The organism is Kocuria sp. 2SI (assembly GCF_005502825.1).
GTDB classification, from domain to species: Bacteria; Actinomycetota; Actinomycetes; order Actinomycetales; family Micrococcaceae; genus Kocuria; species Kocuria palustris.
Map to the genome: position 1 here is coordinate 64,647 of NZ_SCNB01000007.1, position 20,589 is coordinate 85,235.

The window sequence follows — 20,589 nt, forward strand, 5'->3', positions numbered from 1 at the left end:
AGCATGGCTCCCGGGCGCGATCGACCTTCACGAGACGGCTCAGGAGACCCCGAGCTTCTCCAGGATCAGCTCGCGGACACGGCCGGCGTCCGCCTGGCCCTTGGTGGCCTTCATGACCGGACCGATCAGAGCGCCCACGGCCTGGACCTTGCCGCCCTTGACCTTCTCGACGACGTCCGGCATCTGCGCCATGGCGTCGTCGATCGCGGAGAGCAGCACGCCCTCGTCGGAGACCACGGCCAGGCCGCGGGCCTCCACGATCTGCGCCGGGGTGCCCTCGCCCTCGGCCACGTGGCCCAGGACCTGCTTGGCGATCTTGTCGTTGATGGTCTTCTCGCCGATCAGCGACTCGACCTCGGCCACGTGCTCCGGGGTGATCCCCAGGTCCGCGATCTCCACGCCCGCGTTGTTGGCCAGGCGGGCGATCTCGCCCATCCACCACTTGCGGGCAGCTGCCTTGGAGGCGCCGGCCTCGATGGTGGCGGCGATCTCCTCGGTCACGCCTGCGTTGACGACGTCGCGGAACTCCTCGTCCGAGTAGCCCCACTCCTCCTTCAGACGCGCGCGGCGCTGGGCCGGGGGCTCCGGCAGCGAGGCCCTCAACTGCTCCACCCAGGCGGGGTCCGGGCACACGGGCACCAGGTCCGGCTCGGGGAAGTAGCGGTAGTCATCGGCATCCGACTTGGGACGGCCCGAGGTGGTCGAGCGCGTGTCCTCGTGCCAGTGACGGGTCTCCTGGACGATCTTCTCGCCGGCTTTGAGCACCGCGGCATGGCGCTGGATCTCGTAGCGCACGGCGCGCTCGACGGCGCGCAGGGAGTTCACGTTCTTGGTCTCCGAGCGCGTGCCGAACTCGGTGGTGCCCTTGGGCATCAGGGAGACGTTGGCATCGCAGCGCACGTTGCCGCGCTCCATGCGGGCATCCGAGATGTCGAGGTTCTTCACGATCTCGCGGATCGCCTTGACGTAGGCCTTGCCGAGCTCCGGAGCGCGGTCCCCGGCTCCGACGATCGGGCGGGTCACGATCTCCACCAGCGGCACGCCAGCGCGGTTGTAGTCGACCAGCGAGAACTCCGCGCCCTGGATGCGACCGGCACCGCCCTTGTGGGTCAGCTTGCCGGCGTCCTCCTCCATGTGGGCCCGCTCGATCTCGATGGTGAACGGTGTGCCGTCCTCCAGCTCGACGGTGAGCTGGCCGTCGAAGGCGATGGGCTCGTCGTACTGGGAGGTCTGGAAGTTCTTGGGCGTGTCCGGGTAGAAGTAGTTCTTCCGGGCGAAGTGCGAGACCGGGGCGATCTGGCAGCCCAGGGCGAGCCCGAGCTTGATCGCGTACTCCACGGCCTTGCCGTTGACCACGGGCAGCACGCCGGGCAGTCCCAGCGAGACGGGCGTGGTGTTGGTGTTCGGCTCGTCGCCGAAGGTGTTCGGCGCCCAGTCGAACATCTTGGTCGCGGTGTTGAGCTCCACGTGGACCTCGAACCCGAGCACGGGGTCGAAGTCCTCCATGGCCTCCTCGAAGGACAGGATCTGATCGCTCACTTGGCGCCTCCCTCAGTGGTCTCCGACAGCTTGCCCACGGCTTCGACGACGTCCGGCAGGTCCTTCCAGATCGGGCCTCCGTTCGCCTCCTCGAGCAGCCGCTCCAGACCGGCGGCCGCGCGGTAGAGGCGCGCGTCCTCACGAGCGGGGGCCATGAACTGGAAGCCGACCGGCATCCCGTCCTCGGGCGAGAGGCCCGCCGGGATCGAGATCGCCGGGACGCCCGCCAGGTTGGTGGGGATCGTGGCGATGTCGTTGAGGTACATCTGCATGGGATCGGCCTGCTCGTCGACCGAGCCCAGCGGGAAGGCCGTGGTGGGAGCGGTCGGCGAGACGAGGACGTCGACCTGCTCGAACGCCGCGTCCAGATCGCGCTGCACGAGCGTGCGGACCTTCTGCGCCGAGCCGTAGTAGGCGTCGTAGTAGCCGGCCGACAGGGCGTAGGTGCCCAGGATCGTGCGGCGCTTGACCTCCGCGCCGAAGTTCTCCGCGCGCGTGGCGGACATGACGCGCTCGATGGTCACGTGCCCGTCCTTGGGCAGGGCGCGCTGGCCGAACCGGACGCCGTCGTACTTGGCCAGGTTGGAGGAGACCTCCGAGGACATGATCAGGTAGTAGGCGCCCAGGGCGTACTTGAAGTTCGGCGTCTCGATCTCGACGACGCTCGCCCCTGCCTTCTCCAGTGCCTCGACGGCCTCGCGGAAGCGCTGCTCGACGCCGGGCTGGAAGCCCTCGCCGGTCAGCTCCTTGAGCACGCCGACGCGCAGGCCCTTCAGCCCGCCCTCGGCAGCACCTGCCCGTGCGGCCTCGACGAAGCCCTCGGCCGGATCGCTCAGCGAGGTCGAGTCCTTGGGGTCATGGCCGCCGACGACCTCGTGCAGCATGGCCGCATCCAGCACGGTGCGCGCGCACGGGCCGACCTGGTCCAGCGACGAGGCCATGGCGATCACGCCGTAGCGCGAGACCGAGCCGTAGGTGGGCTTCACGCCGACCGATCCGGTCACGGCAGCGGGCTGGCGGATGGAGCCGCCGGTGTCCGTCCCCAGAGCGAGCGGGGCCTGGAACGCAGTGACGGCCGCAGCCGAGCCGCCGCCCGAGCCGCCCGGGATGCGGGTGAGGTCCCAGGGGTTGCGGGTGGGGCCGAAGGCCGAGTGCTCCGTGGTGGAGCCCATGGCGAACTCGTCGAGGTTGGTCTTGCCGAGGATCGGCATGCGCGCCGCGCGCAGCTTCTCGGTGACGGTGCCGTCGTAGGGGCTCATCCAGCCCTCGAGCATGCGCGAGGCCGCCGTGGTGGGCTGGCCCTTGGTCACGATGAGGTCCTTGACCGCGATCGGCACGCCGGCCAGCGGCGGCAGCTGCTTGCCCTCGGCGCGATCCCGATCCACGTCGGCGGCGACCTCGAGGGCCTCCTCCGCATTGAGGTGCAGGAAGGCGTTGAGACCGGCCTTGCCGTGGCTGCGCTCCTGCGCCGCAGCGCCGTCGGTGGCCGCGATGCGGTCCAGGTGCGCCTGCACGGCCTGCACCGAGGTGACCTCACCGGCCTGCAGCTTCTGCGCGAGCTCGGCCGCGGACAGTTCGATGATGTTCTCGCTCATATCGCCTCAGTCCTCATCCAGGATGGCCGGGACCTTGAACTGCCCGTCCTCCGCGTCCGGTGCGCCCGACAGGGCCTCTTCCGGGCTGAGCGTCTGCCCCACGACGTCCTCGCGCATCACATTGCGCAGGGGCAGGGGGTGGCTCGTGGCGGGGACGTCGTCCCCGGCGACCTCGCTGACGGAGGCGACCGACTGCACGATCTGGCCGAGCTCGCCGGCCAGCGACTGCAGCTCATCCTCCGACATCTCGATATGCGCGAGGTCTGCCAGATGGGCGACCTCATCGCGACTGATCGCGGACATGCACGCTCCTTGTTCTTCGGTGTTGCTGTCTTCGGTGTTCACCGTGCTCGTGATGCTCGATGAGGCCCGCGGAGCGATCCTGCCGGTGGCACGGACCGGCAGAGGCTCGACGACGGGGCCAGCGGGGCCCATCCTATCCGCCGACCCGGACAGCCCCGGCTCCGACCGGAGCGACCGCGCCCGGCCCCGCCCACCGAGTAGCACCGTCGGGATGCCGACGACGCCTACCCTGGAGGCAGACGACAGACGCCCCCATCGCCGGGGCACCGCACCACCTGCCCCTGAAGGGCGGAAGGAGGCCCGCATGGCCAAGAAGGACGGCAAGCCGAAGAAGGACCGCGGGGCAGCGCGCCGCGCCAAGGCAGCAGCCCGAGCGGGGACGCGCCCCTCCTCCGGAGCGCGCACGCCCTCGCAGGACGCGGCGAACGCCTGGCGCCAGGGCGTCTCCGAGGCGACCGCCGACACCGTCGATCAGATGGCCGCCCACGTGCAGACCGTGGCCCTGCAGCAGCTGGAGGACTTCGGCGCGTTCCCCGCCTTCCTCATCACCGCTCGCCGCGACGGGGAGTTCGAGCTGGACAGCATCGAGCCCGCCGAGGAGGCCACCACCGTCGACGAGCTCGAGCCCGAGGATGCCGCCGAGCTCACCGAGCTGCACCACTCCGACGATCCCGAGGCCGCCCTGCGCGCCATGGCTCTCGAGAAGGCCCCGGAGCTGCTGGGCGCAGCACTCGCCCTGCCGGCCACACTCCCGGATCGCTCCGGGGCTCCTGCGCTGGTGATCGAGATCGAGCACCGCGACGGCGTCAGCCTCACTCTGGTCCAGGGCTACAGGATTGGCGGCCGCGGCGGCGCCAAGTCCACCGAGCTCGAGGACCCGACCGTGGAGCAGCGCGAGGCTTCCCTCCTGCGTCGGCCCCGCCCTTCCGAGGGTGCGTCTCGCTCCGAGTCCTCCCGTGCCGCCTCGCAGCCCGAGGCTTCCGCGGACGTTGCTCAGCCCGAGTCCTCCGAGAGCGCTTCGCAGACCGAGCCTGCTGAGGGCACCACCCCCTCGGCATCGGGCGACCCGCAGGACTGAGCACCGCCAGCCTCCTCCGGCAGGTCGCCCGCATCGAGAGGCCCGCGCGCGTGATCTCCTCGATCGGCACGCCGACGGCTCCGTCCTCGAGCGGTCTCCGTGTGTGCTCCCGTCAGCCACCGTCGCGGTCACGACCATCGAGTTGCCTGAGCGTGTGCCGGCCCCCATCGACTGGCCCCGTGATGTGCGCTTGAGGCCCCAGAGCCGCACTGAGGCACCACTCGGCGCTCGGCGAGCTCCCGGGATCCCGAAGCTTCCTGAGGACATGCGAGAAGCCCCGCAGCGTGAACGCTGCGGGGCTTCTCGGTCCCTGCTGACGATCAGATGATCGTCAGATCTCCGTCGGTGCGGAGGCTGATCGAGTGGATCAGGCGGGGATGTTCAGGGTCTGGCCCACGAAGATCAGGTTCGGGTCAGCCACGGTGTCCGGGTTGGCGGCGAACAGGGTCTCCCAGTCGGTGCCGTGGGCAGCCGCGATGGAGCCCAGGGTGTCGCCCGAGGCGACGGTGTAGGCGCCGGCAACGGCGGGCTGCTCGGCGACCGGAGCGGCCGGAGCGGTGTACTCGACGACCGGGGCCTGCTCGGCGACCGGAGCCTCGGCGGCGGGGGCCTGGGCGGCGACCGGAGCCTCAGCGGCGGGCGCCTCAGCGGCGGGAGCCTGGGCCACCGGGGCCTCCTCAGCGGCCGGGGCCGGGGTCTCGACGGACTGGGTGGAGACCTGGGTCTCAGCAGCCGGGGCGGGGGTGGAGGCAGCAGCGCCGCTCGAGTAGCCCGAGCCGCCGGACAGGCCCAGCTTGGCGGAGCAGGCGGGCCATGCGCCCCAGCCCTGCTCGGCCAGCACGCGCTCAGCCACAGCCTTCTGCTGGTCCTTCGAGGCGTCCGCGGCATTGCCGGGGCCGCCGAAGGCGGACCAGGTCTGCTGGGTGAACTGCAGGCCGCCGGAGAAGCCGTTGCCCGTGTTGGCGCTCCAGTCGCCGCTGGCCTCGCACTCGACGAGCTGGTCCCACTTGTCGGCGGCCTGCGCGGGGGCAGCCGCACCGAGGAGGGCCGCGCCGCCGAAGACAGCGGCGGTGCCGGCGACGATGGTGTTCTTGATGTTCTTCTTCACGACAGGCTCCATGACGGCGCCGTCTCCGCTCGTGCCGTCCCCGGCGTCATAGCGTCGCTGTCTTTCCGTTCCAATGGTCTGGGTCTGGGATGCAGCTGTCGACAGCGATGACGGCTGACTGCAACCTGGATTTCGTGTGGCCCTCGACGAGGAGTCGAAGAGCTGGATCGATGCCCGCAGGCTCGCTCCGGAAGTTCGAAGATCACATTACCGTAACGATTCGGCTTGGCAACCCTTTTGAGCTGTGATCTGTGCCAATCTGAAAGGTTGACCCCCGAGGATCCAGGTCCCTTCAGCGGGACGACCGCGAGAGCCGCTCCCTCCCTCCGCGATCCGCCCGGATCTCCGCTGCGCCTCGCGAGGTCACAGCACCATAACAGCAAGGTCACGGTCAGGTCACGACCCGCTGTTGAGGGGACAGCTCGAGCGGAGCCCGCAGCCCCGCCCGAAGGCCCGTTCGACCCACGGCGGCGCAGGTCAGCGGGGCTTCAGGAGGCAGGCGAGATGCTGCTCACATTCGTTGACCAATCAGTCCTCCGCATGGACCTGAGCATCCTCAGCCTCCTCTGAGGGGCCCTGGAAGGCCTCCGGGCCCTCCGCGAGCAGCCGCGTGAAGTCGGCCTCGTCCAGCACCGTGACCCCCAGCGACTCGGCCTTCTCCAGCTTGGATCCTGCCGAGGCGCCGGCCACCAGGAAGTCGGTCTTCTTGGACACGGACCCCGAGGCCTTGCCGCCGCGGGTGAGGATCGCCTCCTTAGCGGAGTCGCGGGAGTAGTCCTCGAGCGTGCCGGTCACCACGATGGTCAGGCCCTCGAGGACCTTGGGAACGGAGTCGTCGACCTCGTCCTCCATGCGCACGCCCGCAGCGGCCCAGGACTCGACGATCTCGCGGTGCCAGTCCACCTGGAACCAGTCGATGACCTCTCGTGCGATCACCGGGCCCACGCCGTCCGTGGCGGCCAGATCCTCCTCCGAGGCCTCGCGGATCCTGTCCATGGAGCCGAAGGCCGTGGCCAGCGAGCGCGCCGCCGTGGGGCCCACGTGCCGGATGGACAGCGCCACGAGCACGCGCCACAGCGGCTGGGAGGTGGCCTTGGCGAGCTCGTCGAAGAGCTTGACCGTGTTGGCGCTGGGCTTGGACGGGTGCTTGGCGCTGCCCTTGGTCCAGAAGTACGGCACGAGCTCGGTGTCTCCCGGCTTGGCCCCCGCGCCGCGCTTCTGCCGCTCGATCTTCACGTCCTTCAGCATCCCGGCGGAGAGATCGAAGAGCTGGGCCTCCGAGGTCAGCGGAGGATCGGCGGGCTCGGCGGGACGCGTCAGCGCTACGGCGGCTTCCTCCCCCAGCGCCTCGATGTCGAAGGCGCCGCGACCGGCCGCGTGGAAGACCCGCTCCTTGAGCTGATCCGGGCACGAGCGCGCGTTGGGGCAGCGGATGTCGACGTCACCCTCCTTCGCCGGGCGCAGCTCGGTGCCGCACGACGGGCAGTGGGTGGGCATCACGAACTCGCGCTCGGTGCCGTCGCGCAGGGCGACGACGGGCCCGACGATCTCCGGGATGACGTCTCCTGCCTTGCGCAGAACGACGGTGTCCCCGATCAGCACGCCCTTGGCCCGCACGACGTCCTGGTTGTGCAGCGTGGCCATCTCCACCATGGAGCCGGCGACGAGGGCCGGCTCCATCACGCCGTACGGGGTCACGCGCCCGGTGCGGCCCACGCCCACGCGGATGTCCAGCAGCTTGGTGTGGACCTCCTCGGGCGGATACTTGTAGGCCACCGACCACCGCGGCGTGCGGGAGGTGTGCCCGAGCTGGCGCTGCGTGGCGCGGTCGTCGACCTTGACCACGATGCCGTCGATGCCGTGGTCCAGGGAGTGGCGCTTGTCCCCGTACTCGTCGATGTACTCCACGACCTGGTCGATGCTGCTCAGCACCCGGGAGTACGGGCTCACAGGCAGGCCCCATGTGGCCATCAGGTCGTAGGCCTCCGACTGGGCGCTGATCTCCAGCCCCTCGGCGGCCCCGATGCCGTGCACGTACATGGACAGCGGGCGCTTGGCCGTCTCCGCCGGATCCTTCTGGCGCAGGGAGCCGGCGGCCGCGTTGCGCGGGTTGGCGAACGGGGCCTTCCCCTCCTCCACGCGCTGCTCATTGACCTTCTGGAAGTCCTGGGTGGAGATGAAGATCTCGCCGCGGATCTCGATCTGCTGCGGGAGGTCCTCACCGCGCAGCTGCTGCGGGACGGTGGAGATGGTGGCGACGTTGTGGGTCACGTCCTCGCCGGTGGTGCCGTCGCCGCGGGTGGCCGCGCGGACCAGGCGGCCGTCCTGGTACAGCAGATTGATGGCCAGGCCGTCGATCTTGACCTCGGTGAGCCAGCGCAGCTCGGGTGCCCCGTGCAGGGCCTGGACCTGGGCCTGGGCGCGCTCGAGCCAGGCGCGCAGCTCATCGAGCGAGAAGACGTCCTCGAGCGAGTACATGCGCTCGAGATGGCGGACAGGGGCGAAGGCGGCAGAGGGCTCGCCGCCGACCTCCTGCGTGGGCGAGTCGTTGGACTGCAGCTCCGGATGCAGGGACTCGAGCTCCTCGAGGCGCCGGTAGTCCTGGTCGTACTGGGCATCCGAGACGGTGGGGGCATCCTGCTGGTAGTACTCGACCCGCGCCTGGCGCACGCGCTCCACGAGCTCGGCGTACTCCTCCCGCAGGGCGTCCGCGGGGATCTCCCCTGCCGACATCTCGACGGGCTGGTCCTGCTCGGCTGCGTTCGCGGCCTGCGCCGCGGTCCTGTTCTGCTGGCTCACCCCGTCATTGTGGCGCACTGCTCCGACGACACAGCGTCGACGACGCCGGGACGGGCAGGACCCGCGGGTCCTTCCCGCCCCGGCGATCCGAGAGCGCTCCCGGGACAGCTCAGTAGGCGAGGTGCCGGCGCCGCGAGTGCTCGTCGAGCCTGCGCACGCTGAGCATGGCGTGGGGACGTCCGCGACGGGCATCCCATACCGCGACCTCGGCGGTGCGCAGCTCGGTGCCGCGTCCGTCCCGCTGAACCGCCACGGACGGCGCGCCGGGCAGCAGCAGCGGGGCGCCGAACTCGACGTCCCACCGCAGCGGCGCGGGGGCATCGACCATGGCCAGGGCACGGGAGGCCGTGTACATGCCGTGGGCGATCGCGCCCTTCATCCCGAGCGCCTTGGCCGAGGCCCCGCTGAGGTGGATGGGGTTGACGTCCCCGGAGACGGCCGCGTAGCGCCGACCGGTGTCGGCGCCGAGCTGCCAGCGGGCGGTGGGCAGCGGCGCCTCGAACTCCGGACGCGATGCCTGCTCGGCCTTCTCCTCCTCCGGCAGGCGCACGCCCCGGGCCAGGTACGTGGAGGACCCCGTCCAGGCCAGCTCCTGGGTGTCCTCGGTGCGCAGCTCCGCCACGACGTCGAACTGCGCCCCGGAGCGATGCGGCCGCAGGTTCTGGGCGCGCACCGTGATGCCCACGTGCTCGCCCACCAGCAGCGGCAGCTCGTGCACGACCGAGTTGGACAGGTGCACCAGCCCAAGCAGCGGCAGCGGGAAGTCCTCGCGGGTCAGCAGCGCCATGGCCGCGGGGAACGACAGCGCGTGCAGATAGCCGCTGAAGGCCTCCACGCCGCCGTCGGGCCGCGTGCGGATCGGGGCCCCGACCACCTCGCAGAATCCGCGGTGGGCCTGGTCGTCGATGGGGACGTCGGCCACGAGCAGGTCCACCACCGGCAGCTCGAGCCGAGTCCCGCCGGAGGAGGCGCTGCCCGAGCCCAGCCCAGGGATCGCGCCGGCCGCCTTGGCCCACAGGCCGCGGACCGTGCGGGTGCCCGCGCCGAGTGCCGATCCCCCGGCCGCCCGGGCATAGAGCGGGCCGAGCGCGGGCAGCTGGGGCAGGAGGACGACGTCGCGATCGGCGCCGTCGAGATGCGTCTGCTGGTCGTGCATGCTCACGCTCCCACCAGGTTCTGCCCGCACACGCGCAGGGTCTGCCCGGAGATCCCGGCTGCCGCATCCGAGAGCAGGAACGCGATGGCCTCGGCGACGTCCACCGGCAGGCCTCCCTGCTGCAGGGAGTTCAGGCGGCGGGCGACCTGGCGCCGGGCCATGGGGATCTTGGCGGTCATCTCCGTCTCGATGAAGCCTGGAGCCACCGCATTGGCGGTGCCGCCGCCGGCGGCCAGCTCCGGGGCCAGCGCGGCGACCATCCCGACCACGCCGGCCTTGGAGACCGCGTAGTTGGTCTGCCCGCGATTGCCCGCGATGCCCGAGGTGGAGGCGAGCCCCACGACCCGCAGCCCCTGGGCCAGCGGGTCGGCCAGCAGCTGCTGCGTGATCCGCAGCGGGGCCTCGACGTTGACGGCCTGGACCGAGGCGAAGCGGCCCTCATCCATGTTGGCCAGCATCTTGTCTCGGGTGATCCCGGCGTTGTGCACGATGCCGTCGATCCGCCCGAACCGGGTCCGGCAGTGCTCCAGGATGCGCTGGCCGGCGTCATCGGCGGTCACGTCCAGAGGCAGCGAGGCGGCCCCGATCGCATTGGCCAGCTTGGCCAGGGCGTCACCGGCGGCCGGGACGTCGATCGGCACGACCTGGGCGCCCTGCGCGTGCAGCAGACGGGCGATCTGCTCGCCGATCCCGCGGGCGGCGCCGGTGACCACGATGACCCGGCCCTCGAGCGGTGTCTCCCCCAGCGCGGCCTGAGCCAGCGAGGCGGGTCCGGCCTCCGAGGTGACGGGCAGGAACTGCCCCGAGACGAACGCGCTGCGTCCGGAGAGCAGGAAGTCGAGGCCGCCGAGCACGGAGGGGGCATCGACGGCGACGCCGTCCGCCACCACGATGCCGTTGGCGGTGGCCCCTCCGCGCATCTCCTGGGCCAGCGAGCGGACCAGGCCGACCGCGCCCTGCCGGGCCGCGTTGCGGCGCACGGACTCGGTCCCGGCCTCGCCGGCCGAGGCCGGCACGGCGACGGCCGAGCCTGCTGCCACGCCCTCCGCCGCACGGGAGACCGCCACCACGCGGGCGCCGCGGTCGAGCCGGCGCAGCACGGAGCCCAGCGACAGCGACGGCGCTGTGAGATCCGACGGCCCGTGCGCCTGGCTCAGCACCAGCAGCGCGGCCTGGATCCGCTCGGATCCCTCGGCGACGGCCTGGGCATCCCGGCGGACGTCGTGCCCGCGAGCGCTCAGCGCCTGGGCGAGGGCATCGGCATCAGCCGACGACGACTCGTCCGCGATCACCAGCACGGTGCGCGGCTTCTCCGGCCTCCCGGCTTCGTGGCGGGTCAGCGACACCGGGGCGGGCAGCCCCAGAGCGCCGGCCATGGAGCGGCCGGGGCCGGTGGCGACGACGTCCAGGTAGGCGTCCTGCGACGAGCGCAGGTCGGTCAGGGTTCGCGTCCAGCGCGGGGTCTTGGGCATGCGAGGGCCTTTCGAAGGAGTGCGTGCGAGGTCTCGGAGGTGTGTGCTGCCGGCGGGTCAGTCCTGCGGCTGGGCGCGCAGCAGGGCCACGACGCCCTGGCCGCCGGCGGCGCACACGGAGATCACACCGGTGGTGGGACGGCCCAGCTCGACGGCGCGGGCCTTGAGCTCCTTGGCCAGCGAGGCCACGATGCGGGTGCCGGTGGCGGCGAAGGGGTGTCCGGCCGCCAGCGAGGAGCCGTTGACGTTCAGGCGCGAGCGGTCCACGGGGCCGACCGGCTCGTCCAGGCCCAGGCGCTCGCGGCAGAACTGCTCGTCCTCCCAGGCGGTCAGGGTGGCCACGACCGTGGAGGCGAAGGCCTCGTGGATCTCGACCAGGTCGATGTCCTGCAGGCGCAGCCCCTGACGAGCCAGCAGCCGCGGCATGGCGTAGGCGGGGGCCATGAGCAGGCCCTCGTCACCGTCCACGAAGTCCACGGCCGCCGACTCGACGTCCACGACCTCGGCCAGGCGCGGCATCTTGTGCTCGCGCGCCCAGTCCTCGGAAGCCAGCAGGACCGCCGAGGCGCCGTCGGTCATGGGAGTCGAGTTGCCTGCCGTCATGGTGGCCCCGCCCAGGGACTTGCCGAAGACCGGGGAGAGCCCGGCGAGCTTCTCGGCGGTGGTGTCCGGACGCAGTGTGGTGTCCCTGCGGACGCCGCGGAACGGAGTCACGAGGTCGTCGAAGAAGCCGCGGTCCCAGGCAGCGGCGAGGTTCTGGTGGCTGGCGGCGGCCAGCTCGTCCTGGGCCTGGCGGGTCACGCCCCACTTCTTGCCGGTGATCGCCTGCGACTCGCCCATGGACAGTCCCGTGCGCGGCTCGGCCACGCCGGGGGCCACGGGGGCGAGATCGCCGGGGCGCAGCTTGGACAGGGCCTTGAGCTTGGCGCCGGTGGTCTTGGCGTAGTTCAGCTCGAGCAGCACGCGGCGCAGGCCCTCGCCCACGACGATGGGGGCGTCCGAGGCCGAGTCGGCACCTCCGGCGATCCCGACGTCGATCTGGCCGCAGCGGATCTTGTTGGCGATCAGCGAAGTGGTCTCCATGCCGGTGGCGCAGGCCATCTGGACGTCGATGCCCGGGGTGCGCGGATCCAGTGCGGAGCCCAGCACGGACTCGCGGACCATGTTGAAGGCCTTGGGCTGCTTGAGCACAGCACCTCCGGCGACGGCTCCCAGGCGCTGTCCGGCCAGCCCGGTGCGTGCGACCAGGCCGTCCAGCACGGCGGTGAACATGTCCTGGACCGAGGCCTGGGCGTAGGCGCCGCCGGACTTGGCGAACGGGATGCGGTCGCCGGCCACGACCCACGCCGAGCGCAGGCGGGGGGCGGAATCCTCGGCGCGGCGGGCGAGGTCGGCGGGGGTGGGCACGGACTCGGAGGCTGCGGAGGCGGTCATGCGGATCTCCTGTGGGTCGAGGATCGGTCGATCGCGCATCTTCCTGCGATCTGGGTCACATGATACCGAGAGTACCTGATACTCTCGGTATCGTGAACCGCTCAGCCGTGAAGGAACGCAGCCGCCTCGTGGCCGCCGAGGACCCGCAGCAGGCCGATGGCCGCGCCCGCCGATGGAACCGCCATCGGGAGCAGCGCCGCCTCGAGCTGCTGCGGCTGTCCCGCCGCGCCGTCGCCGAGCTGGGCCCCGGCGCCTCCATGGCGGAGATCGCCGCGGCCTGCAGCACCTCCAAGTCGGTCTTCTACCGCTACTTCAAGGACAAGGAGGGCCTGCGCCGCGAGCTGGCCACCTACGTGGTCGAGCGCATGGCCCAGCGGATGCGCAGCGCGGCCGCGGAGGCCCCGTCGTTCCGCGCCTCGATCCGCACGATCGTGGAGCAGTACCTCTGGCAGCTGGAGAACGCCCCGGACGTCTACCGCTTCGTGACCCAGGGCACGGACGGCTCGAGCGAGGACCCCGTGGGCCGGTTCGCCGCCGCCGTCGCCGATCTGCTCGTGGAGGCCCACCGCCGCCACGCCCCCACCGAGCGATGGCTCGAACCGGCGATGGCCCGCTACTGGGCCGCCGGCGTGGTCGGGATGGCCCGCGGCGCCGGCGAGTCCTGGAGCCTCTCCGAGCCGGATGACCGCAGCAGGGACGAGCGCCCGCAGCTCGATGAGTTCGTGGAGATCGTCACCGGCTGGATCATCGCCGGCACGACCCCGCCCGGCTCCGATGCCGCTGACTCCCAGACCCCGGCGCGCGCCTCGCCCTGAGCCGTCGCCCTCTCACTCGAACTCGCACTGAACCGTCCCAGCACTCCCGACAGGCCGCACAGCGGCCGAGCCGATCCACCGCAGGAGGACACCATGACCACCATCGCCGAGAAGAGCACCACCGCAGCCGCCGAGCAGGCAGCCGGCCCTCACCTGGACCCTGCCGCGGAGAGCGCTGTCGTCGACCACGACGTCCTGCGCGACATCCTGGCCGGACGCTGGGCCGAGCAGCGCCGCCAGGCCCGCCGCCTGGCCGCGGACCCGCGCCTGCACATCGCCCCGGGCACCCATTGGTCCGAGCACCGGGAGAAGACCTTCGACAACCTGTCGATCCTGGCCGAGTCGGATGCCGTGCGCGCCGGGCTGCCTGCCTCCCTGGGCGGTTCAGGAGATCCCGCCTCCTACCTCTCGGGCTTCGAGGAGTTCGTCCTCGCGGATCCGTCGCTGCAGATCAAGGCGGGCGTGCAGTGGGGCCTGTTCGGCTCCGCCGTCGTGAACCTGGGCACCGAGCAGCACCACCAGCGCTGGCTCAAGGACATCTGGTCCCTGAAGATCCCGGGCGCCTTCGCCATGACGGAGACCGGCCACGGCTCGGATGTGGCCTCGATCGCCACCACCGCCACCTTCGACGCCAGCACGCAGGAGTTCGAGATCCACACGCCCCACCGCGGGGCCTGGAAGGACTACCTGGGCAACGCCGCTCTGGACGGCCGCGCCGCCGTCGTGTTCGCCCAGCTGATCGTCGACGGCGTGAACCACGGGGTCCACGCCCTGTTCGTGCCGCTGCGCGATGACGAGGGCGAGTTCCTGCCCGGCGTCGGCGGCGAGGACGACGGCCACAAGGGCGGTCTCAACGGCATCGACAACGGCCGCCTGCACTTCGACCACGTGCGCGTGCCGCGCGAGAACCTGCTCGACCGCTACGGCCATGTGTCCGAGGACGGCACCTACACCTCCCCCATCGAGTCCCCGGGCCGCCGCTTCTTCACGATGCTCGGCACGCTGGTCCAGGGCCGCGTCTCCCTCGACGGTGCGTCGATCATCGCCGCGCGCGCCGGGTTGGACATCGCCCTGACCTACGCCTCGCAGCGCCGTCAGTTCGCCCCGGTCAAGGGCGAGGAGGAGTCGGTGCTGCTGGACTACCACCAGCACCAGCGCCGCCTGTTCCCGCTGGTCGCCAAGGTCCTGGCCGCGGGCTTCGCCCACGACGAGCTGCTCGAGGCCTTCGACGGCGTCTTCTCCGGGCGCAACGACACCGACGAGTCCCGCCAGGACCTGGAGACCATGGCCGCCGCGCTCAAGGCGACCTCCACCCGTCTGGCCCTGGACTCCCTGCAGGAGTGCCGCGAGGCCTGCGGCGGCGCCGGCTTCCTGTCCGAGAACCGCCTCACCGGGCTGCGCGCCGACCTGGATGTCTACGCGACCTTCGAGGGCGACAACACCGTTCTCATGCAGCTGGTGGCCAAGCGCCTTCTCGGCGACTTCGCCAAGGGCATCTCGTCGCTGCCGGCCGCGGGCAAGGCGCGCTGGGCCGCCAGCCGCGCCGCCGAGACCACACTCAGCCGCTCCGGGCTGCGCGGGCTCTCCCAGGTCCTGCGCGACACCGGCGACCCCCGCCGATCGGTCAACTTCCTGCGCGATCCGGAGACGCAGCACGGCCTGCTCTCCGATCGCGTGCGCACCATGGTCGAGGAGGCCGCCGAGAACATGCGCGACGCGGACCGGTCCGACCCGCAGGCAGCCGCCGACGCCTTCGACCGCAACCAGAACCGCCTCATCGAGGCCGCCCGAGCCCACGGGCACCTGCTGCAGTGGGAGGCCTTCACCCGGGCGCTCGACGAGATCGACGACGACGGCACCCGCCAGGTCATGATCTGGCTGCGCGACCTGTTCGGGCTGAGCATCATCGACGAGAACCTGGACTGGTACCTGGCCCACGGCCGCCTGTCGCTGATGCGCGGTCGCATGGTCGATGCCTACCTGCAGCGCCTGGTCGGGCGCCTGCGTCCGCACATCATGGACGTGGTGGCGGCCTTCGACTTCCCGCAGGAGCTGCTGCGCGCCAAGATCGCCTCGGGCGCCGAGGCCCAGCGCCAGCAGGAGGCTGCCGATCACCGCGCCGCCGCGGAGGCGGCCGGCGTGGCCGCCGCGGCCGAGGGCTCGTCCCGGGACTCCTCGGACGCCGAGCACCCCAGCGCTGATCAGACCGCGCCCGCGCAGGCCGATCCCACGCTGGACAAGCCGCTCGAGACCATGTGAGCGCACCGGCTGGGCTCGTGCCGCACGAGCTCAGCCTGACGAGGGGCGGGGCGTCGGGCGTGGAACCCGCCCTGTCATCCCCTCGGCGACATCCAGTGGCGCTGTGGTGTGCCCTGCTCCGTCGAGTGGCGTCGGGGTGTGCTTCTGGACGCGGCAGCGCACACCCCGGGGCCACCCGGTGCAGCGAGGAGCTCCATCGCACACCACGGCGCCACTCGATGGGGGCGGGGGCGGCGGTTATCAGGGGGGCCAGGGCAGCACGGCGCCGCCGACCTGATGGAGGCCGGACCTAGGCGGCGCCGCCGTCGAGCTCGTGGCGCAGCTCGATCGGCACGAACGTGGTGGTGTCCTCGTCGGCCGGGCGCGAGCTCACGGCGTCGGCGACGATCACCGTGACGTTGTCGCGAGCCCCGGTGCGCAGCGTGGCGTTGACCAGGACGTCGGCGGCCTCCTTGGGGTGGGGCACCGAGTGCACCACGCGGGCGATGTGCGCCACGGAGACCTCGCCGGTGAGCCCGTCGGAGCACAGCACCAGGCGATCGCCCGCTCGCGCCGGCAGGACCCACACGTCCGGCTCCCAGACCTGGCCGGTGCCCAGCGCGCGCGTGATCACGTTGCGGCGCGGATGGACCATGGCCTGGGCCGGGGTGATCTGCCCGATCGAGACCAGGTACTGGACCTCCGAGTGATCCACCGTGATCTGCTGCAGCTCAGGCTGCGGGGCCTCCGGCGCGCCCGGCACGGGGGTGAGGCGCTCGGTGGAGGAGCCCTCCTCCAGGCCGACCTGCTGCGGCGGCTCCACGCGCTCGTCCGAGATCGGGATGACGTCCGTGACCTCCACTCCCGCCTCCTTGTAGGCGGAGAACTGATCCGTGGCCCGCTTGGCGACCGCAGCGTGATCTGGCGCGGGGGCCTCCCCCTGGGGGCGCAGCAGGCGGTAGGTGCGCGAGTCGCCGATGTTGAAGACCACCCAGAAGGGATCGCCTCCCATCTCGACCAGCCAGGCACCTGTGACGGTGGTCCCCGCACGCCCGCCGAGCTCGTCCTGGATGGAGCTGTCGGCCTGGTGGAGCACCGCACGCAGCTTGCGCACCAGCACGAGGGCCTCGGCCGGGATCTCCGGATCGAGCTTCATCTCGCGCTCGATCCGCTCGCGGAACCGCGCCACGTCCTCTGGCGGCTCGGGCTCGGCGGGCACCTCGACCTCGGCGGGCCTGCGGGAGCTGAACAGCGCGGAGCCGCCCAGGGTGCGCACGGCCATGGCGGAGGCGACCTCGCCGGCCTCGTGGCCGCCCATGCCGTCGGCGACCGCGCACATGGTCCGGGTGACCACGAGCGAGTCCTCGTTGGTCTCCCGGTGACGACCGCGGTCCGTCGCGGCGCCTGCTCTGATGACGAGCGGAGCACTCATTCGTAGTCAACTTCCAGTTGGGGGCCGGTCCCAGCGGTGATCCGCACGGGGCGGACGTCGCCGAAGCCCCGCACCCTCTGCGGCGGCTGCGGGTCCAGGATGAATCTGTCGTCGTCCTCCAGGACGGAGGCCGTGGAGGCGTCGACGAGGACGCCCCCGGGCTCGGCCAGCGCGACGAGTCGCGAGGCCAGGTTCACGGTGGGTCCGTAGAGATCGCCCAGGCGCGGGAGGACCCGCCCCCAGACGAATCCGACCCTTGTCTTGGGCAGCTCGGGGTCCTCCAGGATGGCACGTCGCAACGCCAGCGCGATCAGCGCGCCCTCCTCCGGGGATTCCGACATGTACATGACCTCGTCGCCGATGGTCTTGATGAGACGGCCCCCGCCTGCGGAGATGATCTCCGCGCAGCGCTGCTCGAAGCGCTGCACGAGAGCCGCGAGAGTGCGCTCGTTCATCTTCCGGGACAGGGTCGTGAAGGAGACCATGTCCGCGAAGCCGATCCCGCGGGCCAGCGGCAGCGAGGCGGACTCGTCGCCCACCTCATCCGGCTGGGGCGCATCCATGGACCTCTCCTGGCGCATGGCCAGGCGCTGGACGGCGCCGTTGAGCTGGCGGCGCCAGGTGTAGAGCAGCAGGTACTCGAGGTCCTCCTGGATCCGCGGCAGCAGCTCGAGCAGCTCCTGCCGAGCCTCTGCATCCGAGTATCCGCGGTTCATCACGAGGTCCTCGACGATGGCCTCGACCTGCCACACGACCATGCGGTCGGTCATCTGCGCCATGGCCCGGATCAGCGACAGCGCCGCCTCCTCGGAGAGCCGATCCGATTCGACGATCCCCGAGATCCGGCGCAGAGCCTGGCTGTCGCGCTGCGTGAAGTAGATCTCGTCGGCACTCATGTTGGGGAAGCCCATGGCTCGCCAGATCTTGCGGGCGCTGAGGATGGACAGCCCTCCGGCGTGGGCGGCGCGCTTGCGGTCCATGGTGCGCTCACCGCCCAGCAGACCGTGCTCCAAGCCGTGGAAGGCCTCGCGGGACTCCGGGGAGCCGTAGACATCGGCCTGCACCGGGTTGTGCATGTTGAGGTTGATCGCCGCCGTCTGCGGGCCGACCTCGGGGGCCTCGAAGGTCTCGTCGAGCTCCCCGTCCACCCGATGCGCGGCAGGATCGCCCGAGGAACCGCTCGACCCCTCGGCCGGCGGCTGCCCGAGGCGACCCCCGGTGGCGGGGCCCACGACGGGCAGCTCGCGCGTGGTCGTCGGGCGCGATGAGCCGTCCTCGGAGCCGGTCCGGGCTGCGGACGGGTGCGCGGGCCGGGCGGCCGGATCGGCGGGTCGCTGCGAGGAGCCGGCCCCGCGCAGGCGCGAGAACCAGGACTGCGCGCCTGGTCGTGAAGGATCGCGATCCGTCATGATGCGCTCCTTCCGCTTCTGCGCCCGGCCTCTGAGGCCGCGGCCGTGCACGTCGACGGGGTCGCGCGCCGGGCCGCTGTGCGCGGGCCGATCACCAGGCGGCCCCTGTGCTCGGCCCCGCCGGAGGATACCCGCCCGGGGCCTGGGGGCTCCACCCGTAGGCGGGTCCGGGGGTTCCGGGGCCCTGCTGACGACGGAAGCGGGCGGACTTCTCCTCGATCAGGCCGGCGAACTCCTGGACGCTCGGCGAGTGGCCCAGCCGCAGGATCCCCGCCTGCCCGAAGTCCGCACTCAGCGTGCCGATCCCGGCACCGCCCATGGGGCCGCGGGCGCGGCTGCCGTGCACGGACACGAGCCAGGCCAGCGGGATGCGCACTCCCCCGGACGGCGCCGACGGTCCCAGCAGCATCAGCCGCTGGTCCGTGAGCACGAAGCGGGTCCTGGCCCAGCGGATCACCGGGCGCAGCACGGCCAGCAGGATCACCAGGAGCAGCAGCAGAGTCACGACCCAGCCCAGGGCGGTGTGGACGGTCGTCCACGGCTGGTCCATGGGGCGCCAGCGGACCTCGAGCGCACGCTGGAGCAGCGAGTGCAGGAACACGGCGATCACGAGCACCGCCAGGGGGCGCCACAGCTTGCTGGCATGGGCCCGCGTGGAGACCACCACCTGCTCGCCGGGGCCGAGCTCGAGCCGTGAGCTCATGCTCGGTCTCCTTCCTCGATCGGGCGCAGATGCACCACGTCGGCGGCCGAGACGGCGATGCGTCCGCCGTCGTGGTCGATCACCAGCGCGCCCCGCTCGTCCAGGCCCACGGCCACTCCCTCGAGCGGGGCCTGCCCGCCGGGCAGCTCGGCGCGCACGCGCCGCCCGAGCGTGGACAGCAGCTGCTCGACGGCTGCGCGCAGCTCTCCGGGCCCGGTCAGCGATTCGGGGGATTCGGCGAAGAGGCGATAGAGGGCGGTGAAGCGCTCGGCGATCTCCACGAGCAGGTCGCCGCGCGAGGCCTCCGATCCCTCGCCGCGCACGCTGGCAGCGCCCTCCGGGGCGACGGCCACGTTGAGCCCGGCGCCCAGCACGAGGGCCGGGGCGGAGCCGTCGTGGACCACGAGCGAGGCCAGCACGCCGCAGATCTTCCGGGAGCCGCTCCCGGTCTCCACGAGGACGTCGTTGGGCCACTTCAGGGAGGCCTCGATGCCCTGAGCGCGCAGGGTCTGGGCGATCGCTGCGGCCAGCAGCACGGTCAGCCAGGGGAAGCTCTGCGTCGGCAGCGGCACAGCCGTGGGACCGGAGCCGTGCGCGGGACGCAGCAGGAGGGAGAAGGTCAGGGCGTCGCCGGGTCCGGTGACCCACTGCCTGTCCAGGCGCCCGCGGCCCGCGGACTGGTGCTCGGCGGCCAGCAGGCTCAGATCGGGCAGCGGCTGTCCGCGACGGGCTGCACGCTGGGCCCGCTCCACCAGCTCGTCGTTGGTCGAGGGGATCTGCGGCAGGACCTCGAACGGCGAGCGCAGGATCTCCGCCAACCGGTCGGTCTGGGCGTCGTCGAGCAGAGGGGCGGCCTGGGCCCGGGGGTCCGTGGGGGTCATCGTCGCTCCTGTCTCGGTCCTTGCCTCGTCCGCCGCTTCTTCCACCGCCGGGCGAGGCCGCGGGCGAGGCCCGTGCTGTCAGTGCCTCGGTCCACGAACCGCCCGGTGCCGACCACCCTTGGGCCGACATCCGCAGCGGGTTGCTCGTGGCGTCCGAGCGGCCCGCTATGTTCGTTCCATACACAGTAGTAGTCGGGCTCCCGGAGCGCCTGCAGGTGACTTCCGGGGAATCCACTGACTGCTCGCCGTCGACCATGACAGGAGAGCGCCATGGCGATCATCGCCGTCACCTACGTCTACGGCGGGGACCCGCAGGCCCTGACCGAGCACCGCCCGCGCCACCGCGACTTCCTGCGCGAGCTGCTCGCCGACGGCTCCCTGGTGCTCGCCGGCCCCTACGACGACGACCTTCCCGCCGGTGCCCTGCTGCTCATGCGCGCCGAGACCCCGGAGGCCGCGCTCGAGCTGCTGGCGCCCGATCCCCTCCTGGAGGTCGGCGTGATCACCGAGCGCACCGCCCGGCCGTGGAAGATCTCGATCGGCCAGCTCGACTGATCCGATCCGGCCGACGGGTAGATCCCGCACGGCCCTGCCGGAGCCCCTGATGTTGTAGATCCCCCACAACGG

Annotated in this window: 16 protein-coding genes; 4 read left to right on the plus strand and 12 right to left on the minus strand. The window is 71.8% G+C overall.

The features are described 5' to 3' along the window. Positions 1 to 39: 39 nt before the first annotated feature. From gatB to gatC, 3 genes are read right to left on the minus strand one after another with little or no spacing between them, the layout of a single operon-like run. Positions 40 to 1,539, minus strand: a complete 1,500-nt coding sequence (gatB, locus tag FFS25_RS05830) for an Asp-tRNA(Asn)/Glu-tRNA(Gln) amidotransferase subunit GatB (RefSeq protein ID WP_006215005.1) — start codon at positions 1,537 to 1,539, stop codon at positions 40 to 42. Beyond that, entirely contained in the window at positions 1,536 to 3,134 is a 1,599-nt protein-coding gene (gene gatA / locus FFS25_RS05835) for an Asp-tRNA(Asn)/Glu-tRNA(Gln) amidotransferase subunit GatA (RefSeq protein WP_137802206.1), read from the minus strand. The genes gatB and gatA overlap by 4 nt, the downstream gene beginning before the upstream one ends. Before the next feature lie 6 nt (positions 3,135 to 3,140). Then, positions 3,141 to 3,437 (minus strand): Asp-tRNA(Asn)/Glu-tRNA(Gln) amidotransferase subunit GatC, encoded by a 297-nt coding sequence (gene gatC, locus FFS25_RS05840; RefSeq protein ID WP_137802207.1) that lies wholly within the window; start codon positions 3,435 to 3,437, stop codon positions 3,141 to 3,143. A 304-nt stretch (positions 3,438 to 3,741) separates the two neighbouring features. On the opposite strand from gatC, the gene FFS25_RS05845 reads away from it, so the two are divergent. Beyond that, positions 3,742 to 4,515, plus strand: a complete 774-nt coding sequence (locus FFS25_RS05845; RefSeq protein WP_137802208.1) for a hypothetical protein — start codon at positions 3,742 to 3,744, stop codon at positions 4,513 to 4,515. A 367-nt stretch (positions 4,516 to 4,882) separates the two neighbouring features. On the opposite strand, the gene FFS25_RS13930 is transcribed toward FFS25_RS05845, so the two are convergent. From FFS25_RS13930 to FFS25_RS05870, 5 genes are all read right to left on the minus strand, one after another. Continuing rightward, a complete protein-coding gene (locus FFS25_RS13930) occupies positions 4,883 to 5,623 on the minus strand; it encodes a LysM peptidoglycan-binding domain-containing protein (RefSeq protein ID WP_283957204.1) in 741 nt (246 codons plus the stop codon). Positions 5,624 to 6,151: 528 nt separating this feature from the next. Then, positions 6,152 to 8,356 carry an NAD-dependent DNA ligase LigA gene (gene ligA / locus FFS25_RS05855; protein ID WP_249933796.1) on the minus strand — a complete coding sequence of 735 codons (2,205 nt, stop codon included), beginning with the start codon at positions 8,354 to 8,356 and terminating at the stop codon, positions 6,152 to 6,154. 175 nt (positions 8,357 to 8,531) lie between these two features. Then, positions 8,532 to 9,578 carry a MaoC family dehydratase gene (locus FFS25_RS13935; protein ID WP_137802257.1) on the minus strand — a complete coding sequence of 349 codons (1,047 nt, stop codon included), beginning with the start codon at positions 9,576 to 9,578 and terminating at the stop codon, positions 8,532 to 8,534. A gap of 2 nt (positions 9,579 to 9,580) precedes the next feature. Next, complete coding sequence (locus FFS25_RS05865; protein WP_137802211.1) at positions 9,581 to 11,050, minus strand: 3-oxoacyl-ACP reductase; 1,470 nt, start codon at positions 11,048 to 11,050, stop codon at positions 9,581 to 9,583. 57 nt (positions 11,051 to 11,107) lie between these two features. Beyond that, positions 11,108 to 12,484, minus strand: coding sequence for an acetyl-CoA C-acetyltransferase (locus FFS25_RS05870; RefSeq protein ID WP_137802212.1), 1,377 nt, complete (start codon positions 12,482 to 12,484; stop codon positions 11,108 to 11,110). A 92-nt stretch (positions 12,485 to 12,576) separates the two neighbouring features. On the opposite strand from FFS25_RS05870, the gene FFS25_RS05875 reads away from it, so the two are divergent. Then, positions 12,577 to 13,299: a TetR/AcrR family transcriptional regulator gene (locus FFS25_RS05875; RefSeq protein WP_171004108.1), complete on the plus strand. Its 723-nt coding sequence runs from the start codon at positions 12,577 to 12,579 to the stop codon at positions 13,297 to 13,299. 93 nt (positions 13,300 to 13,392) lie between these two features. Further along, entirely contained in the window at positions 13,393 to 15,558 is a 2,166-nt protein-coding gene (locus FFS25_RS05880) for an acyl-CoA dehydrogenase family protein (protein ID WP_137802214.1), read from the plus strand. 289 nt (positions 15,559 to 15,847) lie between these two features. On the opposite strand, the gene FFS25_RS05885 is transcribed toward FFS25_RS05880, so the two are convergent. The 4 genes from FFS25_RS05885 to FFS25_RS05900 all read right to left on the minus strand — a co-directional run bounded on the left by FFS25_RS05885 (position 15,848) and on the right by FFS25_RS05900 (position 19,962). Next, a complete protein-coding gene (locus FFS25_RS05885; RefSeq protein ID WP_024290088.1) occupies positions 15,848 to 16,969 on the minus strand; it encodes a PP2C family protein-serine/threonine phosphatase in 1,122 nt (373 codons plus the stop codon). Beyond that, on the minus strand, positions 16,966 to 18,378 hold the full coding sequence (locus FFS25_RS05890) for an adenylate/guanylate cyclase domain-containing protein (protein WP_137802215.1): 1,413 nt from the start codon (positions 18,376 to 18,378) through the stop codon (positions 16,966 to 16,968). The genes FFS25_RS05885 and FFS25_RS05890 overlap by 4 nt, the downstream gene beginning before the upstream one ends. Before the next feature lie 91 nt (positions 18,379 to 18,469). Then, on the minus strand, positions 18,470 to 19,081 hold the full coding sequence (locus FFS25_RS05895) for a hypothetical protein (protein ID WP_006215018.1): 612 nt from the start codon (positions 19,079 to 19,081) through the stop codon (positions 18,470 to 18,472). Beyond that, positions 19,078 to 19,962 carry a biotin--[acetyl-CoA-carboxylase] ligase gene (locus FFS25_RS05900; RefSeq protein WP_006215019.1) on the minus strand — a complete coding sequence of 295 codons (885 nt, stop codon included), beginning with the start codon at positions 19,960 to 19,962 and terminating at the stop codon, positions 19,078 to 19,080. Before FFS25_RS05900 ends, FFS25_RS05895 begins: the two co-directional genes overlap by 4 nt. Before the next feature lie 270 nt (positions 19,963 to 20,232). Here FFS25_RS05900 and FFS25_RS05905 point away from each other — a divergent pair, with 270 nt between their 5' ends. Beyond that, positions 20,233 to 20,517, plus strand: coding sequence for a YciI family protein (locus FFS25_RS05905; RefSeq protein WP_137802216.1), 285 nt, complete (start codon positions 20,233 to 20,235; stop codon positions 20,515 to 20,517). The last annotated feature ends 72 nt before the right edge of the window (positions 20,518 to 20,589 follow it).